The organism is Candidatus Pseudothioglobus sp. uisw_142 (genome assembly GCF_059512465.1).
Window position 1 is genome coordinate 1041665 of the sequence record NZ_CM183452.1, and the last position, 17997, is coordinate 1059661.

The window sequence follows — 17997 nt, forward strand, 5'->3', positions numbered from 1 at the left end:
AGGAGTTCTATTATCCCTTAAAAAAGCAATTAAACATAACTGGTAATGTTATATTTTTGAACTTTCAGAAGAGATATTAAATGTTTGATAAAATACGCCCTTCTTGTATTTATTATCATCTTTCATGAATATTCCTAGTTCAATTTTTAAAGCATACGACATTAGAGGCATTGTAGAAACTGAATTAACACCTGAAATTGTTAAATTAATTGGAAGAGCTGTTGGAAGTGAGTCAATTGAGAAAGGTGAAAGGGGTGTTGTCGTTGGAAGGGATGGGAGATTAACGGGCCCCGAACTTTCTGAAGCTCTTATTTCTGGACTCATTGAAAGTGGATGTCACGTTGTTAATATTGGAATGGTCCCCTCTCCAGTCGTCTATTTTGCGACTCACACGAAAGCTGCTACATCGGGTGTAATGATTACTGGATCGCACAATCCAGCAGAATACAACGGATTAAAAATTATGATTGCTGGAGAGACTCTATCAGCTGAAAAGATACAGTCACTTTATACAAGAATTTTAGAAAATGATTTTAAAACTGGATCAGGCACTTCAACCTCTATCAATATCGATCAAGACTATATAAACACAATCAAGTCAGATATTAATCTTGAAAAAGAACTTAATATTGTCATTGATTGCGGGAATGGTGTTGCTGGCAATATAGCACCTCAATTATTTGAAGCCCTAGGAGTAAAACTTTCAAAACTTTTTTGTTTGGTTGATGGAAGATTTCCAAATCATCACCCCGATCCCTCAAAGCCAAAAAATTTAGAAGATTTAATTCAAGAGGTTATTGAGACTAAATCTGATCTTGGCCTTGCCTTTGATGGAGATGGTGATAGGCTAGGACTGATCGACAATAAAGGTAAAATTATCTGGGCTGATCAGCAAATGATGCTCTATGCTAAAGACGTTCTTACGCGTAACACAGGAGCAAAAATTATCTTTGATGTTAAATGTACTTCACTTTTGCCTAAAGTAATTTCAGATAATGGTGGAGAGCCTATCATGTCTAGAACTGGCCATAGCTTTATTAAGAAAAAATTAAAAGAGACTAATGCTGCACTTGCAGGAGAAATGTCAGGCCATATTTTCTTTAAGGAACGTTGGTATGGATTTGATGATGCATTGTATACTGCAGCAAGACTCTTGGAAATTGTCTCTAAAAGTAATAAGTCATGCTCTGAATTATTTGATGAGTTCCCAGTTAACTTAAGTACTCCAGAAATTAATATTAACTTTGACAAACATGGTCAACAGTTTGAAGCAATGGATTCTTTATCAAGTCATATAGATTTTCCAGGTGCAAATATTAATACCATCGATGGTGTTAGGGTGGATTATGAGGATTGCTGGGGGCTCGTTAGACCATCAAATACAACTCCTTGTTTAGTTTTACGCTTTGAAGCAAAAGATCATACTGCGCTAATTGATATACAAGAGAAATTTAAAAAATGGCTTGAATCTTGTAATATTTCAGCAGATGATTTATAGTTGAAAATTCTAAAAAAATAGGTATAAAATACAGATTTTTCCGTAGTATTAGCTAGTACAAAATTAACTCGTAAATTTGGAGCACCAATGGAAGGACATGTCAACTTTACACTATCAGATCGCTTGAGAAAATCGCCTTATTATGAGGCTACTTTAAGAGCAGGTGCTAAAACTTTTACCATATACAATCACATGATTATGCCTACCTCATATGAAGGCGCTGAGGCAGATTACTGGAATTTGATGAATAACGTCACTATGTGGGATGTGGCAGCAGAACGTCAAGTAGAAATTACTGGAAATGATGCCTTTAAATTTGTCGAATACATTACATCAAGAGACCTTTCAAAATTACAGATTGGGCAAGGGAAATACGCGCTAATTACTGATGAAGATGGAGGAATCATTAATGATCCTATCATTTTGAGATTAGGCGAGAGTCATTTTTGGCTATCGATTGCAGACAGCGACGTACTCCTCTGGACTCGAGGGCTTGCCTGTGGACTTGGATGGGACGTTAATATTTGTGAGCCAGACGTCTCTCCCCTAGCAATTCAGGGCCCTAACCATTTACCCTTAATGATTGATTTATTTGGTGACTGGGTTAAAGATGTTAAGTACTTCTTTTTTAGAGAGTGTGAACTTGAGGGAATCCCTCTTATTGTTCAAAAGTCAGGCTGGAGCAAACAAGGAGGCTTTGAGCTCTATCTTCGAGACGGATCACAAGGTGATAAGTTATGGGACATCGTTGCTGCTGCTGGAAAGAAATATGATATTAAGCCAGGAACGCCTAACAATATCGAAAGGGTTGAGTCAGGACTGTTTTCATGGGGAAATGACATGGATATCAATAGCAACCCATTAGAACTCCCATTGGGGAATTTCTGTCAACTGGATAAAGAGGCTGAATACTTGAGTAGAGAGGCTCTACACAAGATTCGCTCTGAAGGGCCAACCAAAAAACTTGTTGGACTCATTGTCGATGGCGATCCATTTGTTGGCGGTTGTGCCAGCCCATGGAAGGTCATGAATGATAATCAAGTTTGCGGTAAAGTTTCAAGTGCGGCCTATTCACCACGATTAAAAATTAATATGGCGATGGCAACAATTAACAATAGTCATAATGAGATTGACTCAGAGGTGATAGTTGAAACACCTTGGGGAACAAGGTCAGCAAAAGTGACCTCAATCCCCTTCAATTAGGTTTAAATATCTTCTCTTATTTTCACAATAACTTTGCCTTTAGCGCGCCCTTTGGCTAAGTACTCAAGAGCCTGCACGCCTTCATCAAAATTATAAACTTTATCTATCAAAGGCTTGATTGAGCCAGATTCATATAACTTTGCCAGCTCCTCAAGCTGATCACCATTAGGAGACATAAATAAAAATCTATACATAGCATTCATCTTTGCCGCAGTTTTAGTAACTTTTCTTGCTTGAAAAGATAAGATCATTCGAATAAACCTGTTTAAGCCAATTTGTTCAGCAGTAATACTATCAACAGTTCCTGCAATAGATACTACTCTACCGCCATTTTTAAGGACTTTAAATGAGTCTAGAGTGTAATTACCACCCAGAGTGTCATAGACCACATCAAATATAGCGCCTTCATCAAGATAGTTTTGCGAAGTGTAATCAATAACTTTATCAGCACCTAAGCTTTTAACAAATGAAATATTTTTAGTACTTGTGGTTGTGGTCACTTTCGCTCCAAGATGTTTTGCGAGCTGAATAGCAAAAGTGCCAACACCACCAGATCCAGCATGAATCAATATACTTTCGCCCTTTGAGAGTTTTGCTATATCTACAAATGCCTGGTATGTTGTAAGACCCACAACAGGAATGCTTGCAGACTCATCAAAGTTTAGATTTGATGGCATTAGTGCAGTATCCTCAATATTGGATACAACATATTCAGCCATAGTACCAAGAGAGCTCTCATGAGGTCTTGAATAGACTTTGTCGCCAACCTTAAACTTTTTTACGCTCTTGCCAACTTCTTCAACAATGCCACTTACATCCCTTCCAATTCCTATAGGGAAAGAGATTTTTCCCATGGCTTTAAAATCACCTTTGACAACTTTGTAATCATATGGATTGAAACTTGATGAATATGTTTTGATTAAGATTTGATTTGCTTCGATTATTGGTTTTGGTATTTCTTGTTTCTCTAAACTCGAATCAATATCACCGTACTTTGTAATCATTAACGACTTCATTTATTTATACCTCTTAATAGATTAATTTGAAAGGAATGTATTTTAGTGGTATATTACAATTTTACAAGTACAAACTAAACTAATACTACTAACTAATATCATACTGTTATGAGAAAAATTAACATAAATGAAGCACCTACAACTGCCGCTATAAAACTTATTGGAGGGAAGTGGAAACTTTGTATTCTCTGGCAATTGTCTCAAAAAAAAATGCGATTTGGAGAACTTCAGAGAGCTGTTGGAGATATTACTCAACAAATGCTCTCTAAACAACTCAAAGAAATGGCAAAAGATAATCTTATAAAACGAAAAGTTTATGAAGTTATTCCGCCTAAAGTTGAGTATTCCTTGACTGCGTTTGGAAAATCGGGAATTCCAGTACTCACTGAACTTTGTAATTGGGCTTGCAAAAAATGACTTTAAATTAGATCTTTTTTTGAAGTTTAAAGTTATTAATTAACAATGTGACTACTTTGATTTTCAGTTTTTAGACTATTATTATTAAACTAGCTTTCAGAGACATGGTGTTAAAATCAGATTAATTTAATGAATTTGATTTTTCAATGTCAAATTATGTGAGCACACACTGGGGAACATATAGTTTTTCAAGAGATGCTAATAAAAAAATAAAGTTAGCGAATTGGAATCTAGACTCCTCCCCCACTAAATTCGGCTTGGGCTTAGCTGATGCTGCTAATGACAGTCTAAGAATTACTCAACCGTTTGTAAGAAAAGGATGGTTGGAAAATAAAGGCAAAAGTGATGGCAAAAGAGGTAAAGATGACTTTATCCCTATAAGCTGGGATAAAGCATTTGAACTCGCTTCTGAGGAACTTTTACAAACAAAAAATACGTATGGCAACTCAGCTATTTTTGCTGGCTCTTATGGATGGGCAAGTGCTGGCAGATTTCATCACGCAAAAAGTCAAGTTAATCGTTTCTTTAATTTATTTGGAGGCTTTAGTTCTTCTTTTCAAAGCTACTCTTATGCCGCAGCCCAAACTCTTCTACCCCATATAATTGGTGCGGATCTTTATTCAACATTAGAGGATCACACTACTTGGAATGCTTTATCTTCAGACTGTGAGTTAGTATTAATGTTTGGCGGAATGCCCTTAAAAAATTCTAAAGTTTCAGCTGGTGGAGTTGGAAAACACACCACTGAGTTAGGTATAAAAAAGTGCTTTGATAATGGGGTTGAATTTGTAAATATTAGCCCTCTGATATCTGACTCTCCTGATTTTTTAAATGCTAAGCAAGTTCAAATTAGACCCAATACAGATACCGCTTTAATGTTATCTCTTGCTTTCATTTTGATCAAAAATGACTCTTACAATAAGGACTTTATTAGGGATTACACAGTAGGGTTTGATAGTTTTGCAGATTACGTATTAGGTAAAAAAGATAGCCAAGAATGCAGTCCTGAGTGGGCTTCAAGTATTACTAGTATTCCAGTTAAAACAATCTATGAATTAGCCGACCTAATAATTACAAAAAAAACAATGATTTCTATATCTTGGAGCCTTCAAAGAGCTTCAAGAGGAGAACAGCCATTGTGGATGGGGATTACTCTTGCAGCCATGTTAGGGCAAATAGGAACTGCAAGTGGTGGCTTTGGGTTTGGATATTCAAGCGTAAATAGTACAGGCGATTCATTTCAAAGGATGCCATGGAAAAGCTTACCTCAAGGAACAAACAAGGTAAAAGATTTTATTCCAGTTGCAAGAATAACTGACATGCTAGAAAGCCCAGGAGAAGAGTTTGATTATGATGGTCAGAAATTAAGATATCCTGACATAAAATTAATTTATTGGGCAGGTGGAAATCCTTTTCATCATCATCAGGATCTTAATAGACTTGTCAAGGCTTGGCAAAAGCCTAATACAATTATTGTTAATGAAATTTGGTGGAACCCGCAAGCTCGCCATGCTGATATTATTTTTCCAGCTAATACCGCCCTAGAGCGCAATGATTTAATGCTCAATCCAAGGGATCCAACAATTGTTGCCAATAAGTGCGCCATGCAAAGCTTTAAACATTCAAAAACTGATTATGAAATATTCTCTGGACTAGCGAAAAAACTTGGCTTTTTAGATTCATTTACTGAAAATAAAAGTGAAATGGACTGGATACAATATATATGGGAAAAAAGTTCAGAGGCTATTAAAGAAAAAAATTTAACTTTACCGAGTTTTGAAGAATTTTGGGAAAAAGGCTTCTATGAGCTACCTGCTCCAAAAATTGAAAATATTATGCTGTCTGATTTTAGAAAAAATCCAAATAAATTTCCATTAAAAACGCCATCAGGCAAGATCGAAATATCATCTAAGACTATTGAAAGTTTTCAGTTAAAAGATTGTTTATCTCATCCCCACTGGTTTGAACCCTATGAGTGGCTAGGAAACATTAAAAACTACTCATTACATCTCATTTCAAGTCAACCAAAGCATAGGCTTCATAGTCAGCTTGATAATGGCTTGGACAGCCAAAATAGCAAAATAAATGGAAGGGAGCCTGTTTTGATTAACTCTAATGATGCATTAAACAGAGATATTGAAAATGGTGATATTGTTCTGTTATATAATGCTCGTGGCAAAGTTTTGGCTGGAGCAAATATTTCTGACAATGTGATGCCTGGAGTTGTTGTTTTATCAACTGGTGCATGGTTTGATCCAGATTATGATTTAAACATTGAGAGACATGGAAATCCCAATGTGCTGACTAAGGACATAGGAACTTCATCTTTAGGTCAAGGTCCTTCATGTCACACAACTTTGGTTGAATTAAAAAAAGCAAACAAGGAAGAAATTATGGACGTCAACATATTTAAAAGTCCAGAAAATCTTAAATAACTTAACTCAAATATTAATTAAATACATTCTATGGAAAATATTATAAAGTTTGAAAATGTTTCAAAGTCTTTTGGTGATTTACAAGTTTTAAACAATTTAAATATGGAAGTTAAAGATGGAGAAAAATTAGCCTTAATTGGGCCTAGTGGTTCAGGAAAAACAACAATTTTAAGAATTCTAATGACGCTAGAAACTATTGATGATGGTTTTGTTTCAGTTAATGATGAATATTTGTGGCATGAAAAAAGTGATGGAAAAATTATTCCTGCTTCTGAAAATCATTTACATAAGATGCGAGATCATATTGGTATGGTCTTCCAACAATTCAATCTGTTTCCTCATTTAACTGCAATAGAAAATGTGAAGCAGCCACAAACTTTAATAAAAAAGAAATCTGAAGCTGAGGCAAAAGAAAAAGCAGAAGAACTTTTTAACTTGGTTGGCCTGGGTGACAAGATTAATCATTATCCTCACCAATTATCAGGTGGACAACAACAGCGAGTAGCAATTGCAAGAGCGCTTGCTATGGATCCAAAAATTATGTTGTTTGATGAAGTTACATCGGCCCTAGATCCGGAACTTGTTGATGAAGTATTAACCGTTCTGCGCAAATTGGCATCCGATTCTGACACCACAATGCTGACTGTAACTCATGAAATGAATTTTGCCAGGGAGTTTGCTGACAGGGTATTGTTTTTTGATGGTGGTCAGATTGTAGAGTCTGGCGCCCCTGATGATATGTTTTCAGATCCTAAAGAGCGGCGAACTAAAGAATTTTTAAAGAAGTTTATTAACAACGTTAATTAATTGGAATAGTCGAATTTTCTTTCACTTGGTTCATAACAACCATTGAGTTAAAGCGCTTTATATTGGGGTCTTCCAAGAAATACTTTTTTGTAAACTCCTCATAGTCACCCATTTCCTCAAAGGTAGCAGTCAAAACGTAGTCATAATCACCCGTTACATAATAACACTGCATCACTTCTGGAGCTTTTTGCATTGCTTTTTTAAACTTATTATCATGCTCTGTGCTTTCAAAATCACTCAGAATCTGAACCACTATAGTTATTTTTCTATTTAGTTTATTTCTATCAAGAACTGAAACATCTTTTTTGATGACTCCATCCTTACGCATTGAATTTAATCTTCTTTGGCATGCTGATGATGAAAGCCCTACATCTTTTGCTAATTTCTCAGAGGTAACTCTATTGTTACTCTGAACAATTTTTAGAATTTTTCGATCAAAACTGTCTAAATTTTTCATATATCTCGATTATCACATAATTTATTTAAATAATCTTAAATTATGCGTTAATTATGCAAAAAATATCTTATTAAAATAATTCTAATCTTTGTGTTAATGTTAAACTTCATTTCCCAATTAATTAAAAAGGAGAAAGTAGTGAAAAAAATTATTACGTTATTTACCTGTTTTTTTCTTGTACTAGGTTTCACGCAGACTTCATCTGCAGAATCTGATACATTAAAAAAACTTAAGAAACAAGGTTACGCAACAGTTGCTGTTGCCAATGAACCTCCCTATAGTGATATCAAATCTGATGGATATGTGACTGGAGCTGCACCAGATGTTGCACGCGCTGTGCTTGCAGTCCTGGGTGTTCCAGAACTTAAAGCTGAAGTTATTATGTACGGTGCTATGATTCCAGCGCTTCAAGCAAGAAGAGTTGATATGGCAACTTCTGGTCTTTATATTAAGCCTGGTAGATGTGAGTCTATTATTTATTCTGAGCCTGACCTTTGTGGTGCAGAGGCGTTTGCGGTTCCAGCTGGCAATCCAAACAACCTACTAACTTATGAAGACATTGCAGCTAATCCTGCATTAAAAATGACTACTTGTGCTGGTTGTGCTGAAGAGAAATATGCTTTAGAGCGTGGTGTAAGTGCTGATCAAATTATTTATTTTGATGCACCTCCAAGTGGTATAAAAATGCTTCAACAAGGTAGAGTTGATGTATTTGCTCTATCTGGTTTAGGTACAGCAGATCTTCTTAACAAGACTAATGATCCAAACCTTGAATTAATAATGCCAGTTACTGGTGTTCCAATGGGTTGTGCTGGTGCAGCATTTAACAAGGATGATTTAGAGTTTAGATCTGAATACAATATGGCTTTGGCTATGTTGAAAGCTACTGGTGAATTTGCAGCTATAATTGAGCCTTATGGTTTCTCTGCAGAAGCAACTGCTAGTAAATCCTACTTGACACAATGTCCTGATGGAATGTAAATTGTTTTTATAATTTAATCTTCCCTGTAAGATACTCGGGGTAGATCTAATTAGAATTTACTTTACAACCTAATCTGCCCTGTAATATTTACAGGGCAGGTTTTTTTTAAAATTTTTTTATGAATGAAGTCTTAGAGTTCTACCCAATTCTTATTAAAGGAACGATTACAACAGTCCAGTTAACTGTATTAGGAGCTATATTAGCTCTAATTGTTTCTTTTATTGTTGGACTTGCAAGGATTTCTTCATTTGCTGCAGTTAGAGTAATTGCAATCATTTATTTAGAATTTTTCCGAGGCAGTTCTGCTCTCGTTCAAATGTTTTTTATATATTTCGTATTACCAATGTGGGGCATATATTTTGATGCCTTGACTGCTGGTGTAGTAGCTTGTGGCCTTAACGTCGGCGCATATGGTTCAGAGGTCGTTCGAGGAGCAATACTTGCAGTCAGTAAGGAACAGCATGAAGCATGCAAAGCCTTAAACTATTCAAGCTTAAAAAAATATAGATACGTTATTATTCCTCAAGCTATTCCAATCATGATTCCTACATTTGGAAATTTACTTATTGAGCTTTTAAAATTAACAGCAGTTGCCTCACTGATTACTATTTCAGACCTTACATTTATGGCTCAAATAATCAGGGTTCAGACTGCATTAACATTAGAGCCATTTTTACTCATACTTGTTATTTATTTTATTATTGCTACGGTTTTGGTTCAGATAGTAGATCTGATTGCTAAAAAGTTTTCTAAAGGTAGAAATATTATGACCGCAGGAGATAAATAATTATGGAGTGGAATTGGGATCATGCATTCGCTGTTCTGCCGCAACTAGCAGATGGTTTATTAGTAACTATTCAAGCTACTATTGTTGCTTCACTTCTTGCTTATGTATTGGGACTAGGGATAGCTATTGTCAAAATGTCAAAAAGTAAGCTTACACGTATTTCAATCTACTGGATTACTGAGTTTGTTAGAAGAACGCCAATCTTAGTTCAGCTTTATGTAGTATTTTATGTTCTACCAGACTTTGGAATATTCTTAGAAGCCTTCACATGTGGTGTAATTGTATTAGGCATTCATTTTAGTACATATACTTCAGAAGTCTTTAGAGCTGGTATTGACAATGTTCCTAAAGGCCAGTGGGAGGCAGCAAAGTCACTTAACTATAACCCACTTCAAACCTGGAAAAATGTTATCCTGCCTCAGGCCATACCGCCAATGATTCCACCTCTTGCAAACTATCTCATTACCATGTTTAAGGAAACACCATTATTAGCAGCAATTACAGTAGTTGAATTATTTAGAGCTGCCGATCAGTATAGTAATAGTCATTACACCTATCTAGAACCAATGACCTTAGTAGGAGTGTTCTTTTTGATTGTTTCAATACCATCAGCAATGTTAGCGATGAAACTAGAAAAGAAGTTTAAGCAAGCAAAGACGGCGTAAGTCAATTTATGAGTCAACAAGTCTAATCTCAATATCTTTAGAGGACTCTATACATTTTGATATGGTCAATACCTGCTTCTTCGTATATCTCTCCCTCGCATACAAAGCCAAGATCTAGATAAAAACTATGTGCATGCCATTGAGATGATAACCAAAGCTTCTCAAGATTGTTTTTTTGAGCCCATGTAATAAGCTCTTGCATGACGGACTTACCAATTCCAAGTCCGCGATACTTTTTTAGAACAGCAACCCTTCCAATGTGTCCATCAATTAATATCCTTCCAGTTCCAATTGGCTCATCATCAGAATAAGCCAGTACATGCTTTGCTTCATCATCTAATCCATCAATTTCAAGCTCTTCTGGAACATTCTGCTCATCAACAAAGACCTCAAACCTTATTTTGCAGATATCTTTTTCATTGTCCTTATAGTCGCAAATTTTGGATTCAATATTCATATTAATTTCATAACTATTAAGATACAAAAAATAAGTTAATTGCTAAAGCAAAATAAACGAATGCGGCTAGCTTATTTATATTGTTTCCAACTGATTTTGATTTTTTAAGAAAACTCTCAAGAAAACTTCCAAGAAATGCAATCGATGAGAAAACACATAGCGCACTTAAAATAAATAATAGACCAAGTGTTAGGATTTGAATAGTAACACTGCCCCCACTAACATTAACAAATTGCGGCAAAAAAACCAGAAAGAAAAGAGCAACCTTTGGGTTGGTCAGATTCATGATTATGCCTGTAATATAATAGGATTGATTGGTACTTTTTTCTTTGCTTTCACCAAGAACTAGCTCCTCATTTTTTAGAGACAACCATCCTAAATAAACAAGATAGCATGCACCCAATATTTTTAAACCATTAAACGCAATAGCACTGGTTTGGAAAATAACGCTTACTCCAACAGCTACCAAGAGAGTATGCCCCACTAGTCCAGTACATAGCCCAAGAGTTGTAAAAAAACCTACTCTCCGTCCCCTTAATGCTGACTGAGTCATTACAAAGATATTATCTGGACCAGGCACAAAGCTTAGTACTACTGAAGCAGCGATAAAAGCAATAATTACCTCTTGACTCAAAACATCAAACATTATTCATTTTCATCATTATTTAAGAAAATACCTCAGAAGGATTTTTGTAAGCTTTAAATTCAAGTGCATTGCCAGAAAAATCTTCAAAAAACATAGTCACTTGTTCTCCAGCTAAGCCTTTAAATCGAACTGAAGGACTAATAATAAATGTCAACCCTTTGGATTGAAGCCTAGTCGACAAGTCATGGAAACTATTCCACTCCAATACACACCCAAAATGAGGCATTGGAACAGAAACATCATCCACCTTTGAGTTTGTATTACTTCTATAACCTGACTCGCCAACATGCAATGAAAGCTGGTGCCCAAAGAAATTAAAGTCAACCCAAGTGTCTGAACTTCTTCCCTCTTTACAGCCTAAAAGCTCCCCATAGAACTGTCTTGCAGAATCAAGATCACTTACTGTATATGCTAGATGAAAGATGCTCATATCAATATATTAATCAGGAAGTACCCATCACTAATCCAACAAGAATTAATGTGGCACCAGTGAGTCTATTTTGCCATAATATTTTTTTTGGATCTGATAGTAAAGTTTTAGATAGCTCAGCAAGGGTTACATAGCCAGTCATTACTAGCAAATCTATTACAATTAGCGTTGAGATAAATATCAAACACGTAGATAACTTTAGTGCTGTAAGATCAATAAATAAAGGGATTAAAGCAAGAAAAAAAACTGTTCCTTTTATATTCGTTAGGTTAACAAAGAAACCTTGTAAAAGTGCTTTCAAAGGACTAAATGTACCCTTTAATTGATTTTCTGGAGTTGCTATTTGTTCTATTTTTTTAAGCCATTGCATAAGTCCTAGAATGATCAAATAAGCCATACCAATGATTTTTATCACAATGAAAACTGAAGGGAACTGATCAATTAGAATTCCTAAGCCAAATAGCAAAAAAACAATCTGGCTCATCAAACCAAGCTGTAAACCAACTACAGCAATTAATGCTCTCTTAAAGCCGTTTTGTGTACCTTGGCTAATTGAAAATATAGCCCCAGGACCTGGAGAAATACTAATGAAAAGTGCCGAAGCCAATAAACCTAACCAAACTGTTAATTCCATTACTTTTTATACTTTTAAATTAAATTATTCATTTTCTTCATGGCACTTCCAACAGTAATCAAATGATTCATCATTCTCCTCCTGACATTTCTTGCACTCCCAGGCTGCTTGTTTAGAATTATAAGATATGGATTCAATGATTTTTTTAGCATTATCAAAATCATCATCTTTCAATAACCAAACTTCAGGCCAGGTATCAAAGGGAGCTAGCCCTCCTGATGCACTTGAAGCAAACTCATTATTAAGGGCGACATCAAATCCATGATTGATAAGCACATTTCTTATATTAAGAGCCATGATTCGATTTTCGTGGGTATAAATTAGCTTCATTTAGTATTGGTAACTTTCTAGATAAATAGAGCAGCGAGACCTAAAAAAGCGACAAAACCAATAACATCGGTAATGGTTGTTAAAATAACGCCACCAGCTAGTGCAGGATCAATTTTTAGTTTTGAGAGAAGTAGCGGTAAAAAAGCCCCTGAAAAAGCCGCAACAACTAAATTCGTTATGATTGCTAACGCAATAATTAGACTTAAAAGTAAATCTGCAAACCAATAATAAGTAATTAAGCCAATTACTATAGACCAAATAATTCCATTTAATCCACTGACAGCAACCTCTTTATTAATTAAAGTCTTAATATTGGCAGTAGTCACTCTTCCGGTTGCAATGCCTCGAGTCACTATAATTAAGGTTTGAGTGCCAGCAATACCACCCATGCTAGCAACAACCGGCATTAAAATTGCAAGAGCAATTTTCTGTTGCAATGTGGCTTCAAAAAGACCAATAAAATACACAGCTATAAAAGCAGTGACTAGGTTTACTCCAAGCCAAACGCTTCTTCTTTTTGAACTTTGAATGATTGGTGCAAACACATCCTCATCTTCATCCAAACCCACCATTGACATGACTGAGTGCTCTGCCTGATCACGGATGACATCAACAACATCATCAATCGTTATCCTTCCAACCAGCTGATTATTTTCATCAATTACTGGAGCAGAGATCAGATTCCTTTGTTCAAACAAGAGAGCAACCTCTGTTTCATCAGTGTCAGCACTAACTGGCTTGGAAAAATCATTGTTGATTAATGTCTCAACCATTCGTTCAGGTTCTTCAGTTAACAAGGAGGTTATTAATAAAGATCCAAGATAATTAAAATTTCGATCAACTACAAAAACTTGATCCGTATCAATAGGCATTTCTTTGAGCAATCTTAAGTATCTGATTACTGCCCTGATTGATACATCTGGTCTGACAGTTATAAAGTCAGTATTCATTAAACCACCGGCTGAATCTTCTGGATAACTCAGAATCTTGTTAAGACGCTCACGATGCTTAAAATCAAGTGTCAATAAAAGACTATGAACAGCAGACTCAGGCATATTAGGAACAATGTCAGCCAAGTCATCAGTATCTAATTTTTCAGTAGCTTTGACAAGTGAATCAACGGTCATCTCACTAATAAGTTGAGACTGAACATCCTCACTAACCTCTTTTAAAATTTCCCCTTGAATTGAAATTTCAATGCTTGGCCACAGGACCGAGCGATCTTTGGGCTGTATTGCTTCTAGTAAGAGTGCAATTTCTCCGGGATGGAGATCTTTAATTTGTTGTTTGGCCTCATCATAGTCAGATGCTTCAAGCGCAATCATCAAATTTTGGAGACTTACTTCGAAACTCGTCAGTTCAATCTCAACCATATCTATTACCAGTTGTTTTGAGCTGCATAACAATCAAGAATTGGTATGCAGCTATTACAACATATTATAATTTATATGAGCTAAGCTCTGTGGTTATGTAGTTTTTCTTTATGTTTAATTATTTGAGAATCTAATTTATTGATTAGCTGATCTATAGAAACATACATGTCATTACTTTGTGCTTTTGCAAATAAGTCTGCACCACTGACATGAATGGTCGCTTCAGCAGTCTGAATATCTTTTTGAACTTCTAAAATCATATTGACGTTCATTACATTGTCAAAGTGATGTTTAATTTTGGAAAGCTTATCGCTTGTGTGTTGCCTGATGGCAGATGTAATATCGAGATGATGACCAGAAAGGTTTAATTGCATTTTTACTCCTTAGATTAATGAAATAAAATTGTTTTTCTTGCATTTATATTGTGTCATAAAATGCATCTCTTATTTAACTTTTTTATCTTTTATATTTAAACAATTACAGAAAATATCCCTACTACATTTAGGTTATAATATTTCTTTTAGGATTTATGAAACTCGAATGCCAACAATATCTTGCAAAACCAGACGACTCAATTCTCGAAGATCTTGTCTTCAGTATTGTTTATTAATGGCGGCTAATTTGTCTTAAATCAAAAAAAGACCTAGTTTCAAAAGCCCCATTATGGGGCTTTTTTTGTTTAACTAATAATATAATATTTATGTCCAACTTAATGTCTAACTATTCTCCTCTCGAGGTGACCTTTGTCAAAGGAGAGGGATGCTGGTTAACTGACACAAAAGGAGATCAGTATCTTGATGCTCTTTCAGGTATTGGAGTTGTGAACCTGGGTCATTGTCACCCGGTTATAACAAAAAACCTTATCAATCAATCGCAGCAACTTCTGCATACTTCGAATGTTTATAGAATTGGAAATCAGGAAAAGCTTGCTAAAGATCTCTGCTCTCTAGCCAACATGGATAAAGTGTTCTTTTCAAACTCTGGCGCTGAAGCCAATGAAGCAGCAATAAAAATTGCAAGGCTTTTTGCCAGAAGTAAAGACATTGAAAAACCTGTAATTATAACTGCTAATCAAGGCTTTCATGGACGCACAATGGCGACACTTTCTGCTACAGGACAAAGCAAAGTTCAGGCTGGATTTGCGCCATTAATGAGTGAATTTATTCATGTTAATTATGATGACATTGAAGCCATTAGTGAATATCAAAGTAATACTAATGTGGTTGCTGTTATGGTTGAGCCAATTCAGGGAGAGGCTGGAATTATCATTCCAAAAAATGATTATTTAAATAAAGTTCGAGAGGTATGCAATAAAAATGGATGGTTGTTAATTCTTGATGGCGTTCAATCTTGCATGGGGAGAACTGGCAAACTTTTTGCTCATGAGCATAACAAAATTACCCCAGACATCCTATGTCTCGCCAAAGGCCTTGGCAATGGAGTTCCCATTGGTGCGTGCTTAGCAAAAGGAGTAGCCTCAAAAATGCTCACTCCAGGTACTCACGGATCTACTTTTGGTGGAAATCCATTAGTGACCTCAGCAGCACTTGGTGTTCTTGATGTATTTAAAAACACAAATGTACTTGAAAACGTCAATAAAATGAGCGAGTACTTTAGGTCAGAATTTGACAACAAAATAAAAAATAATATTGCTGTTAAAGAACTTCGTGTCAAAGGACTAATGATTGGAATTGGTCTTGATAGCAATATTATTGATTGCAGTCAACTAGTCAAAAAAGCTTTGAAAGACAACCTTCTTATTAATGTGACTGGAACTACTATAAGAATGTTGCCACCTTTGATAATTACGAAAGAAGAAATTAATATATTAATTAGCAAACTCATCAAGCTAATTAGCGCCTAGGAAATAATTATGATTAAACATTTCATTAACTTTGACGATCTCAGCTTAAAAGAGTTACAGGGGATTATTGACCAAGCAATATCGCTTAAAAAAGAGCATAAATCTGGTCAAATCAATGACACTCTAAAAAATAAAACATTAGCTATGATTTTTGATAAATCATCAACAAGAACTAGAGTCTCTTTTGAGGCAGGAATGACTCAGCTTGGTGGCCAGTCACTTTTCTTATCTGAAAAAGATATTCAGCTAGGAAGAGGAGAGCCCATTACTGATAGTGCAATCGTTATTAGTTCGATGGTTGATGCAGTTATGCTCAGACTGTCTTCACATGAAGATATTATTGAGTTTTCTAAGCATTCTAGTAAACCAGTCATTAATGCTCTGTCAGATGAATCGCATCCTTGTCAAATACTTGCTGACTTAATGACTTATCAAGAAATGAATGGTTCAATCAAAAATAAAAAGATTGCCTGGATTGGAGATGGTTGCAATGTCTGTCAAACCTATATGCAGGCGGCTGGAATCTTTGATTTTGAATTATCAATTGCAACGCCCAAGGGGTATGAGCCATCTGAATTGTTCATTGAAAATTACAAAAAGAACATTAACTTTTACAGTGATCCTTTGATGGCTTGTGAAAATGCTGACATAATCGTTACCGATGTTTGGACTAGTATGGGCCAAGAATCTGAGAAAAAGCAACGAGAATTAGCCTTTACGGGCTTTCAAGTAGACCAAAATATGATGAATCAAGCTAAAAAGGATGCCATCTTTATGCACTGTCTACCAGCCTATCGCGAAAAAGAGGTTAGCTCTGAGGTTATAGATGGGAATCAAAGCGTTGTTTGGAGTGAAGCTGAAAATCGCCTTCACGTTCAAAAATCATTATTATTATATTTGATCGAGAACTAATCGATTTGTGAAAGCTTAAGCTTAGCCTCTTGATAGAACTTAACTCCTCGCTCAATCTTATTGCGCCCTTTGGCAATGCGCCAGTTATTTGTATCCCTTAAAGAATAGACGCACCCACAGTACTCTTGCTGATAAAAGTTTTCTTTTTTGGATAATTCAAGCATTCTGGAAGAGCCGCCTTGTTTACGCCAATTGAAATCCCAGTATGGAATTTTATGAGGCGCTGAAGATTTTGCACCGGACTCATTGATTTGATTCATATCCTTCCATCGAGAAATACCGAGTGTGGATGAAATAATATCAAAATCATTTTCAGATGCAAATTTAGCTGTTTTTTGAAATCTCATATCAAAACAAGTAGAACACCTCTCTCCTCTCTCAGGTTCATTTTCTTGACCTTTGGTTCTTTCAAACCACTCTTCCCTATCATAATCTGCATCAATAATTGGCATGCCTAGTTTTTCTGCAAAGCGAATATTTTCATCTTTTCTGAGCTCATACTCATCCTTAGGATGGATATTCGGATTATAAAAATAAATCGTCGTATCAATATCAGAAGCCGCAAGCGCCTCCATGATTTCACCAGCACAAGGAGCACAACATGAATGCAGCAAAAGTTTTTTCTCGCCATTTGGCGTTTCAAGCTTTGGTCTTTTGTAAGATTTAAGTGAGTAATCTACTTGAGACATTGTTTTACCTTTTTTAAAATTTCCCAAGTTTCACGCTTAAGATGTGAGTCTTTAATAACATCTCTTGGATGGTATGTCGAAAAAAGAGATGACTTATCTGACTTAAATGTTGAATCCATAACCAATACAACCTGAGCAGGATTATCGGCAATAAAACTGTCAAGATTACTTGTTTCAATCGAAGCCAGATGAACACTATTCAAATCGAGACCAATCGAAGCCAACATTTTAACTAGCAAATCTCGAGTATTACCGGCTTCGCAAAAAGAGTCCTTTGAACTTAACTCTAATACCATAATGCTTATTGGAGATTTAATACTGGAAGTAGAATCGACTTTATAGTACAAAAAGTCTGGAATTCCAAGCGCTTCGAGATAATCATTTCTTGACTGCAT

21 protein-coding genes are annotated in these 17997 nt (G+C 35.6%); 10 read left to right on the top strand and 11 right to left on the bottom strand.

The window, feature by feature from the left end; genetic code table 11:
- The first annotated feature begins 124 nt into the window (after positions 1 to 124).
- On the top strand, positions 125 to 1498 hold the full coding sequence (locus AC5YGB_RS05325) for a phosphomannomutase/phosphoglucomutase (protein WP_496136860.1): 1374 nt from the start codon (positions 125 to 127) through the stop codon (positions 1496 to 1498).
- 87 nt (positions 1499 to 1585) lie between these two features.
- Complete coding sequence (locus AC5YGB_RS05330) at positions 1586 to 2701, top strand: dimethylsulfoniopropionate demethylase (RefSeq protein ID WP_271558088.1); 1116 nt, start codon at positions 1586 to 1588, stop codon at positions 2699 to 2701.
- 2 nt (positions 2702 to 2703) lie between these two features.
- Here the strand turns inward: AC5YGB_RS05330 and AC5YGB_RS05335 are convergent, their stop codons facing one another.
- Positions 2704 to 3717 (bottom strand): zinc-binding dehydrogenase, encoded by a 1014-nt coding sequence (locus AC5YGB_RS05335; protein ID WP_333908078.1) that lies wholly within the window; start codon positions 3715 to 3717, stop codon positions 2704 to 2706.
- Positions 3718 to 3825: 108 nt separating this feature from the next.
- Here AC5YGB_RS05335 and AC5YGB_RS05340 point away from each other — a divergent pair, with 108 nt between their 5' ends.
- The 3 genes from AC5YGB_RS05340 (at position 3826) to ehuA (ending at position 7376) form a co-directional block, all read left to right on the top strand.
- Entirely contained in the window at positions 3826 to 4134 is a 309-nt protein-coding gene (locus AC5YGB_RS05340) for a winged helix-turn-helix transcriptional regulator (protein ID WP_020025334.1), read from the top strand.
- Positions 4135 to 4280: 146 nt separating this feature from the next.
- Positions 4281 to 6569, top strand: a complete 2289-nt coding sequence (locus AC5YGB_RS05345; RefSeq protein WP_496136861.1) for a molybdopterin-dependent oxidoreductase — start codon at positions 4281 to 4283, stop codon at positions 6567 to 6569.
- Between the two features lie 30 nt (positions 6570 to 6599).
- Positions 6600 to 7376 carry an ectoine/hydroxyectoine ABC transporter ATP-binding protein EhuA gene (gene ehuA / locus AC5YGB_RS05350; protein WP_496136862.1) on the top strand — a complete coding sequence of 259 codons (777 nt, stop codon included), beginning with the start codon at positions 6600 to 6602 and terminating at the stop codon, positions 7374 to 7376.
- Here the strand turns inward: ehuA and AC5YGB_RS05355 are convergent.
- Positions 7369 to 7833, bottom strand: a complete 465-nt coding sequence (locus tag AC5YGB_RS05355; RefSeq protein WP_020027402.1) for an Lrp/AsnC family transcriptional regulator — start codon at positions 7831 to 7833, stop codon at positions 7369 to 7371. The genes ehuA and AC5YGB_RS05355 overlap by 8 nt on opposite strands.
- A gap of 138 nt (positions 7834 to 7971) precedes the next feature.
- Here AC5YGB_RS05355 and ehuB point away from each other — a divergent pair, with 138 nt between their 5' ends.
- From ehuB to ehuD, 3 genes are all read left to right on the top strand, one after another.
- Positions 7972 to 8814: an ectoine/hydroxyectoine ABC transporter substrate-binding protein EhuB gene (gene ehuB / locus AC5YGB_RS05360; protein WP_020024685.1), complete on the top strand. Its 843-nt coding sequence runs from the start codon at positions 7972 to 7974 to the stop codon at positions 8812 to 8814.
- Positions 8815 to 8933: 119 nt separating this feature from the next.
- Positions 8934 to 9602, top strand: coding sequence for an ectoine/hydroxyectoine ABC transporter permease subunit EhuC (gene ehuC / locus AC5YGB_RS05365; RefSeq protein ID WP_020025330.1), 669 nt, complete (start codon positions 8934 to 8936; stop codon positions 9600 to 9602).
- A 2-nt stretch (positions 9603 to 9604) separates the two neighbouring features.
- A complete protein-coding gene (gene ehuD, locus AC5YGB_RS05370; protein WP_020024687.1) occupies positions 9605 to 10267 on the top strand; it encodes an ectoine/hydroxyectoine ABC transporter permease subunit EhuD in 663 nt (220 codons plus the stop codon).
- A 37-nt stretch (positions 10268 to 10304) separates the two neighbouring features.
- On the opposite strand, the gene AC5YGB_RS05375 is transcribed toward ehuD, so the two are convergent.
- From AC5YGB_RS05375 to hpf, 7 genes are all read right to left on the bottom strand, one after another.
- Positions 10305 to 10724, bottom strand: coding sequence for a GNAT family N-acetyltransferase (locus tag AC5YGB_RS05375; protein ID WP_496136863.1), 420 nt, complete (start codon positions 10722 to 10724; stop codon positions 10305 to 10307).
- A 16-nt stretch (positions 10725 to 10740) separates the two neighbouring features.
- Positions 10741 to 11370: a LysE family transporter gene (locus AC5YGB_RS05380; protein ID WP_496136864.1), complete on the bottom strand. Its 630-nt coding sequence runs from the start codon at positions 11368 to 11370 to the stop codon at positions 10741 to 10743.
- 19 nt (positions 11371 to 11389) lie between these two features.
- Complete coding sequence (locus tag AC5YGB_RS05385) at positions 11390 to 11800, bottom strand: VOC family protein (protein WP_065353407.1); 411 nt, start codon at positions 11798 to 11800, stop codon at positions 11390 to 11392.
- A 13-nt stretch (positions 11801 to 11813) separates the two neighbouring features.
- A complete protein-coding gene (locus AC5YGB_RS05390; protein WP_496136865.1) occupies positions 11814 to 12434 on the bottom strand; it encodes a LysE family transporter in 621 nt (206 codons plus the stop codon).
- A gap of 24 nt (positions 12435 to 12458) precedes the next feature.
- Positions 12459 to 12764, bottom strand: coding sequence for a putative signal transducing protein (locus AC5YGB_RS05395; RefSeq protein WP_496136866.1), 306 nt, complete (start codon positions 12762 to 12764; stop codon positions 12459 to 12461).
- Positions 12765 to 12781: 17 nt separating this feature from the next.
- Positions 12782 to 14137 (bottom strand): magnesium transporter, encoded by a 1356-nt coding sequence (mgtE, locus tag AC5YGB_RS05400; RefSeq protein WP_496136867.1) that lies wholly within the window; start codon positions 14135 to 14137, stop codon positions 12782 to 12784.
- 80 nt (positions 14138 to 14217) lie between these two features.
- A complete protein-coding gene (gene hpf, locus AC5YGB_RS05405) occupies positions 14218 to 14511 on the bottom strand; it encodes a ribosome hibernation-promoting factor, HPF/YfiA family (protein WP_020024694.1) in 294 nt (97 codons plus the stop codon).
- 326 nt (positions 14512 to 14837) lie between these two features.
- Here hpf and AC5YGB_RS05410 point away from each other — a divergent pair, with 326 nt between their 5' ends.
- Positions 14838 to 16001, top strand: a complete 1164-nt coding sequence (locus AC5YGB_RS05410; protein ID WP_496136868.1) for an acetylornithine/succinylornithine family transaminase — start codon at positions 14838 to 14840, stop codon at positions 15999 to 16001.
- 9 nt (positions 16002 to 16010) lie between these two features.
- A complete protein-coding gene (gene argF / locus AC5YGB_RS05415) occupies positions 16011 to 16913 on the top strand; it encodes an ornithine carbamoyltransferase (RefSeq protein ID WP_020027690.1) in 903 nt (300 codons plus the stop codon).
- Here the strand turns inward: argF and AC5YGB_RS05420 are convergent.
- Together AC5YGB_RS05420 and AC5YGB_RS05425 are read right to left on the bottom strand one after the other, a co-directional pair.
- A complete protein-coding gene (locus AC5YGB_RS05420; RefSeq protein WP_496136869.1) occupies positions 16910 to 17602 on the bottom strand; it encodes an epoxyqueuosine reductase QueH in 693 nt (230 codons plus the stop codon). The two genes, argF and AC5YGB_RS05420, sit on opposite strands and share 4 nt — an antisense overlap.
- A complete protein-coding gene (locus tag AC5YGB_RS05425) occupies positions 17590 to 17997 on the bottom strand; it encodes a uracil-DNA glycosylase family protein (RefSeq protein WP_496136870.1) in 408 nt (135 codons plus the stop codon). Before AC5YGB_RS05425 ends, AC5YGB_RS05420 begins: the two co-directional genes overlap by 13 nt.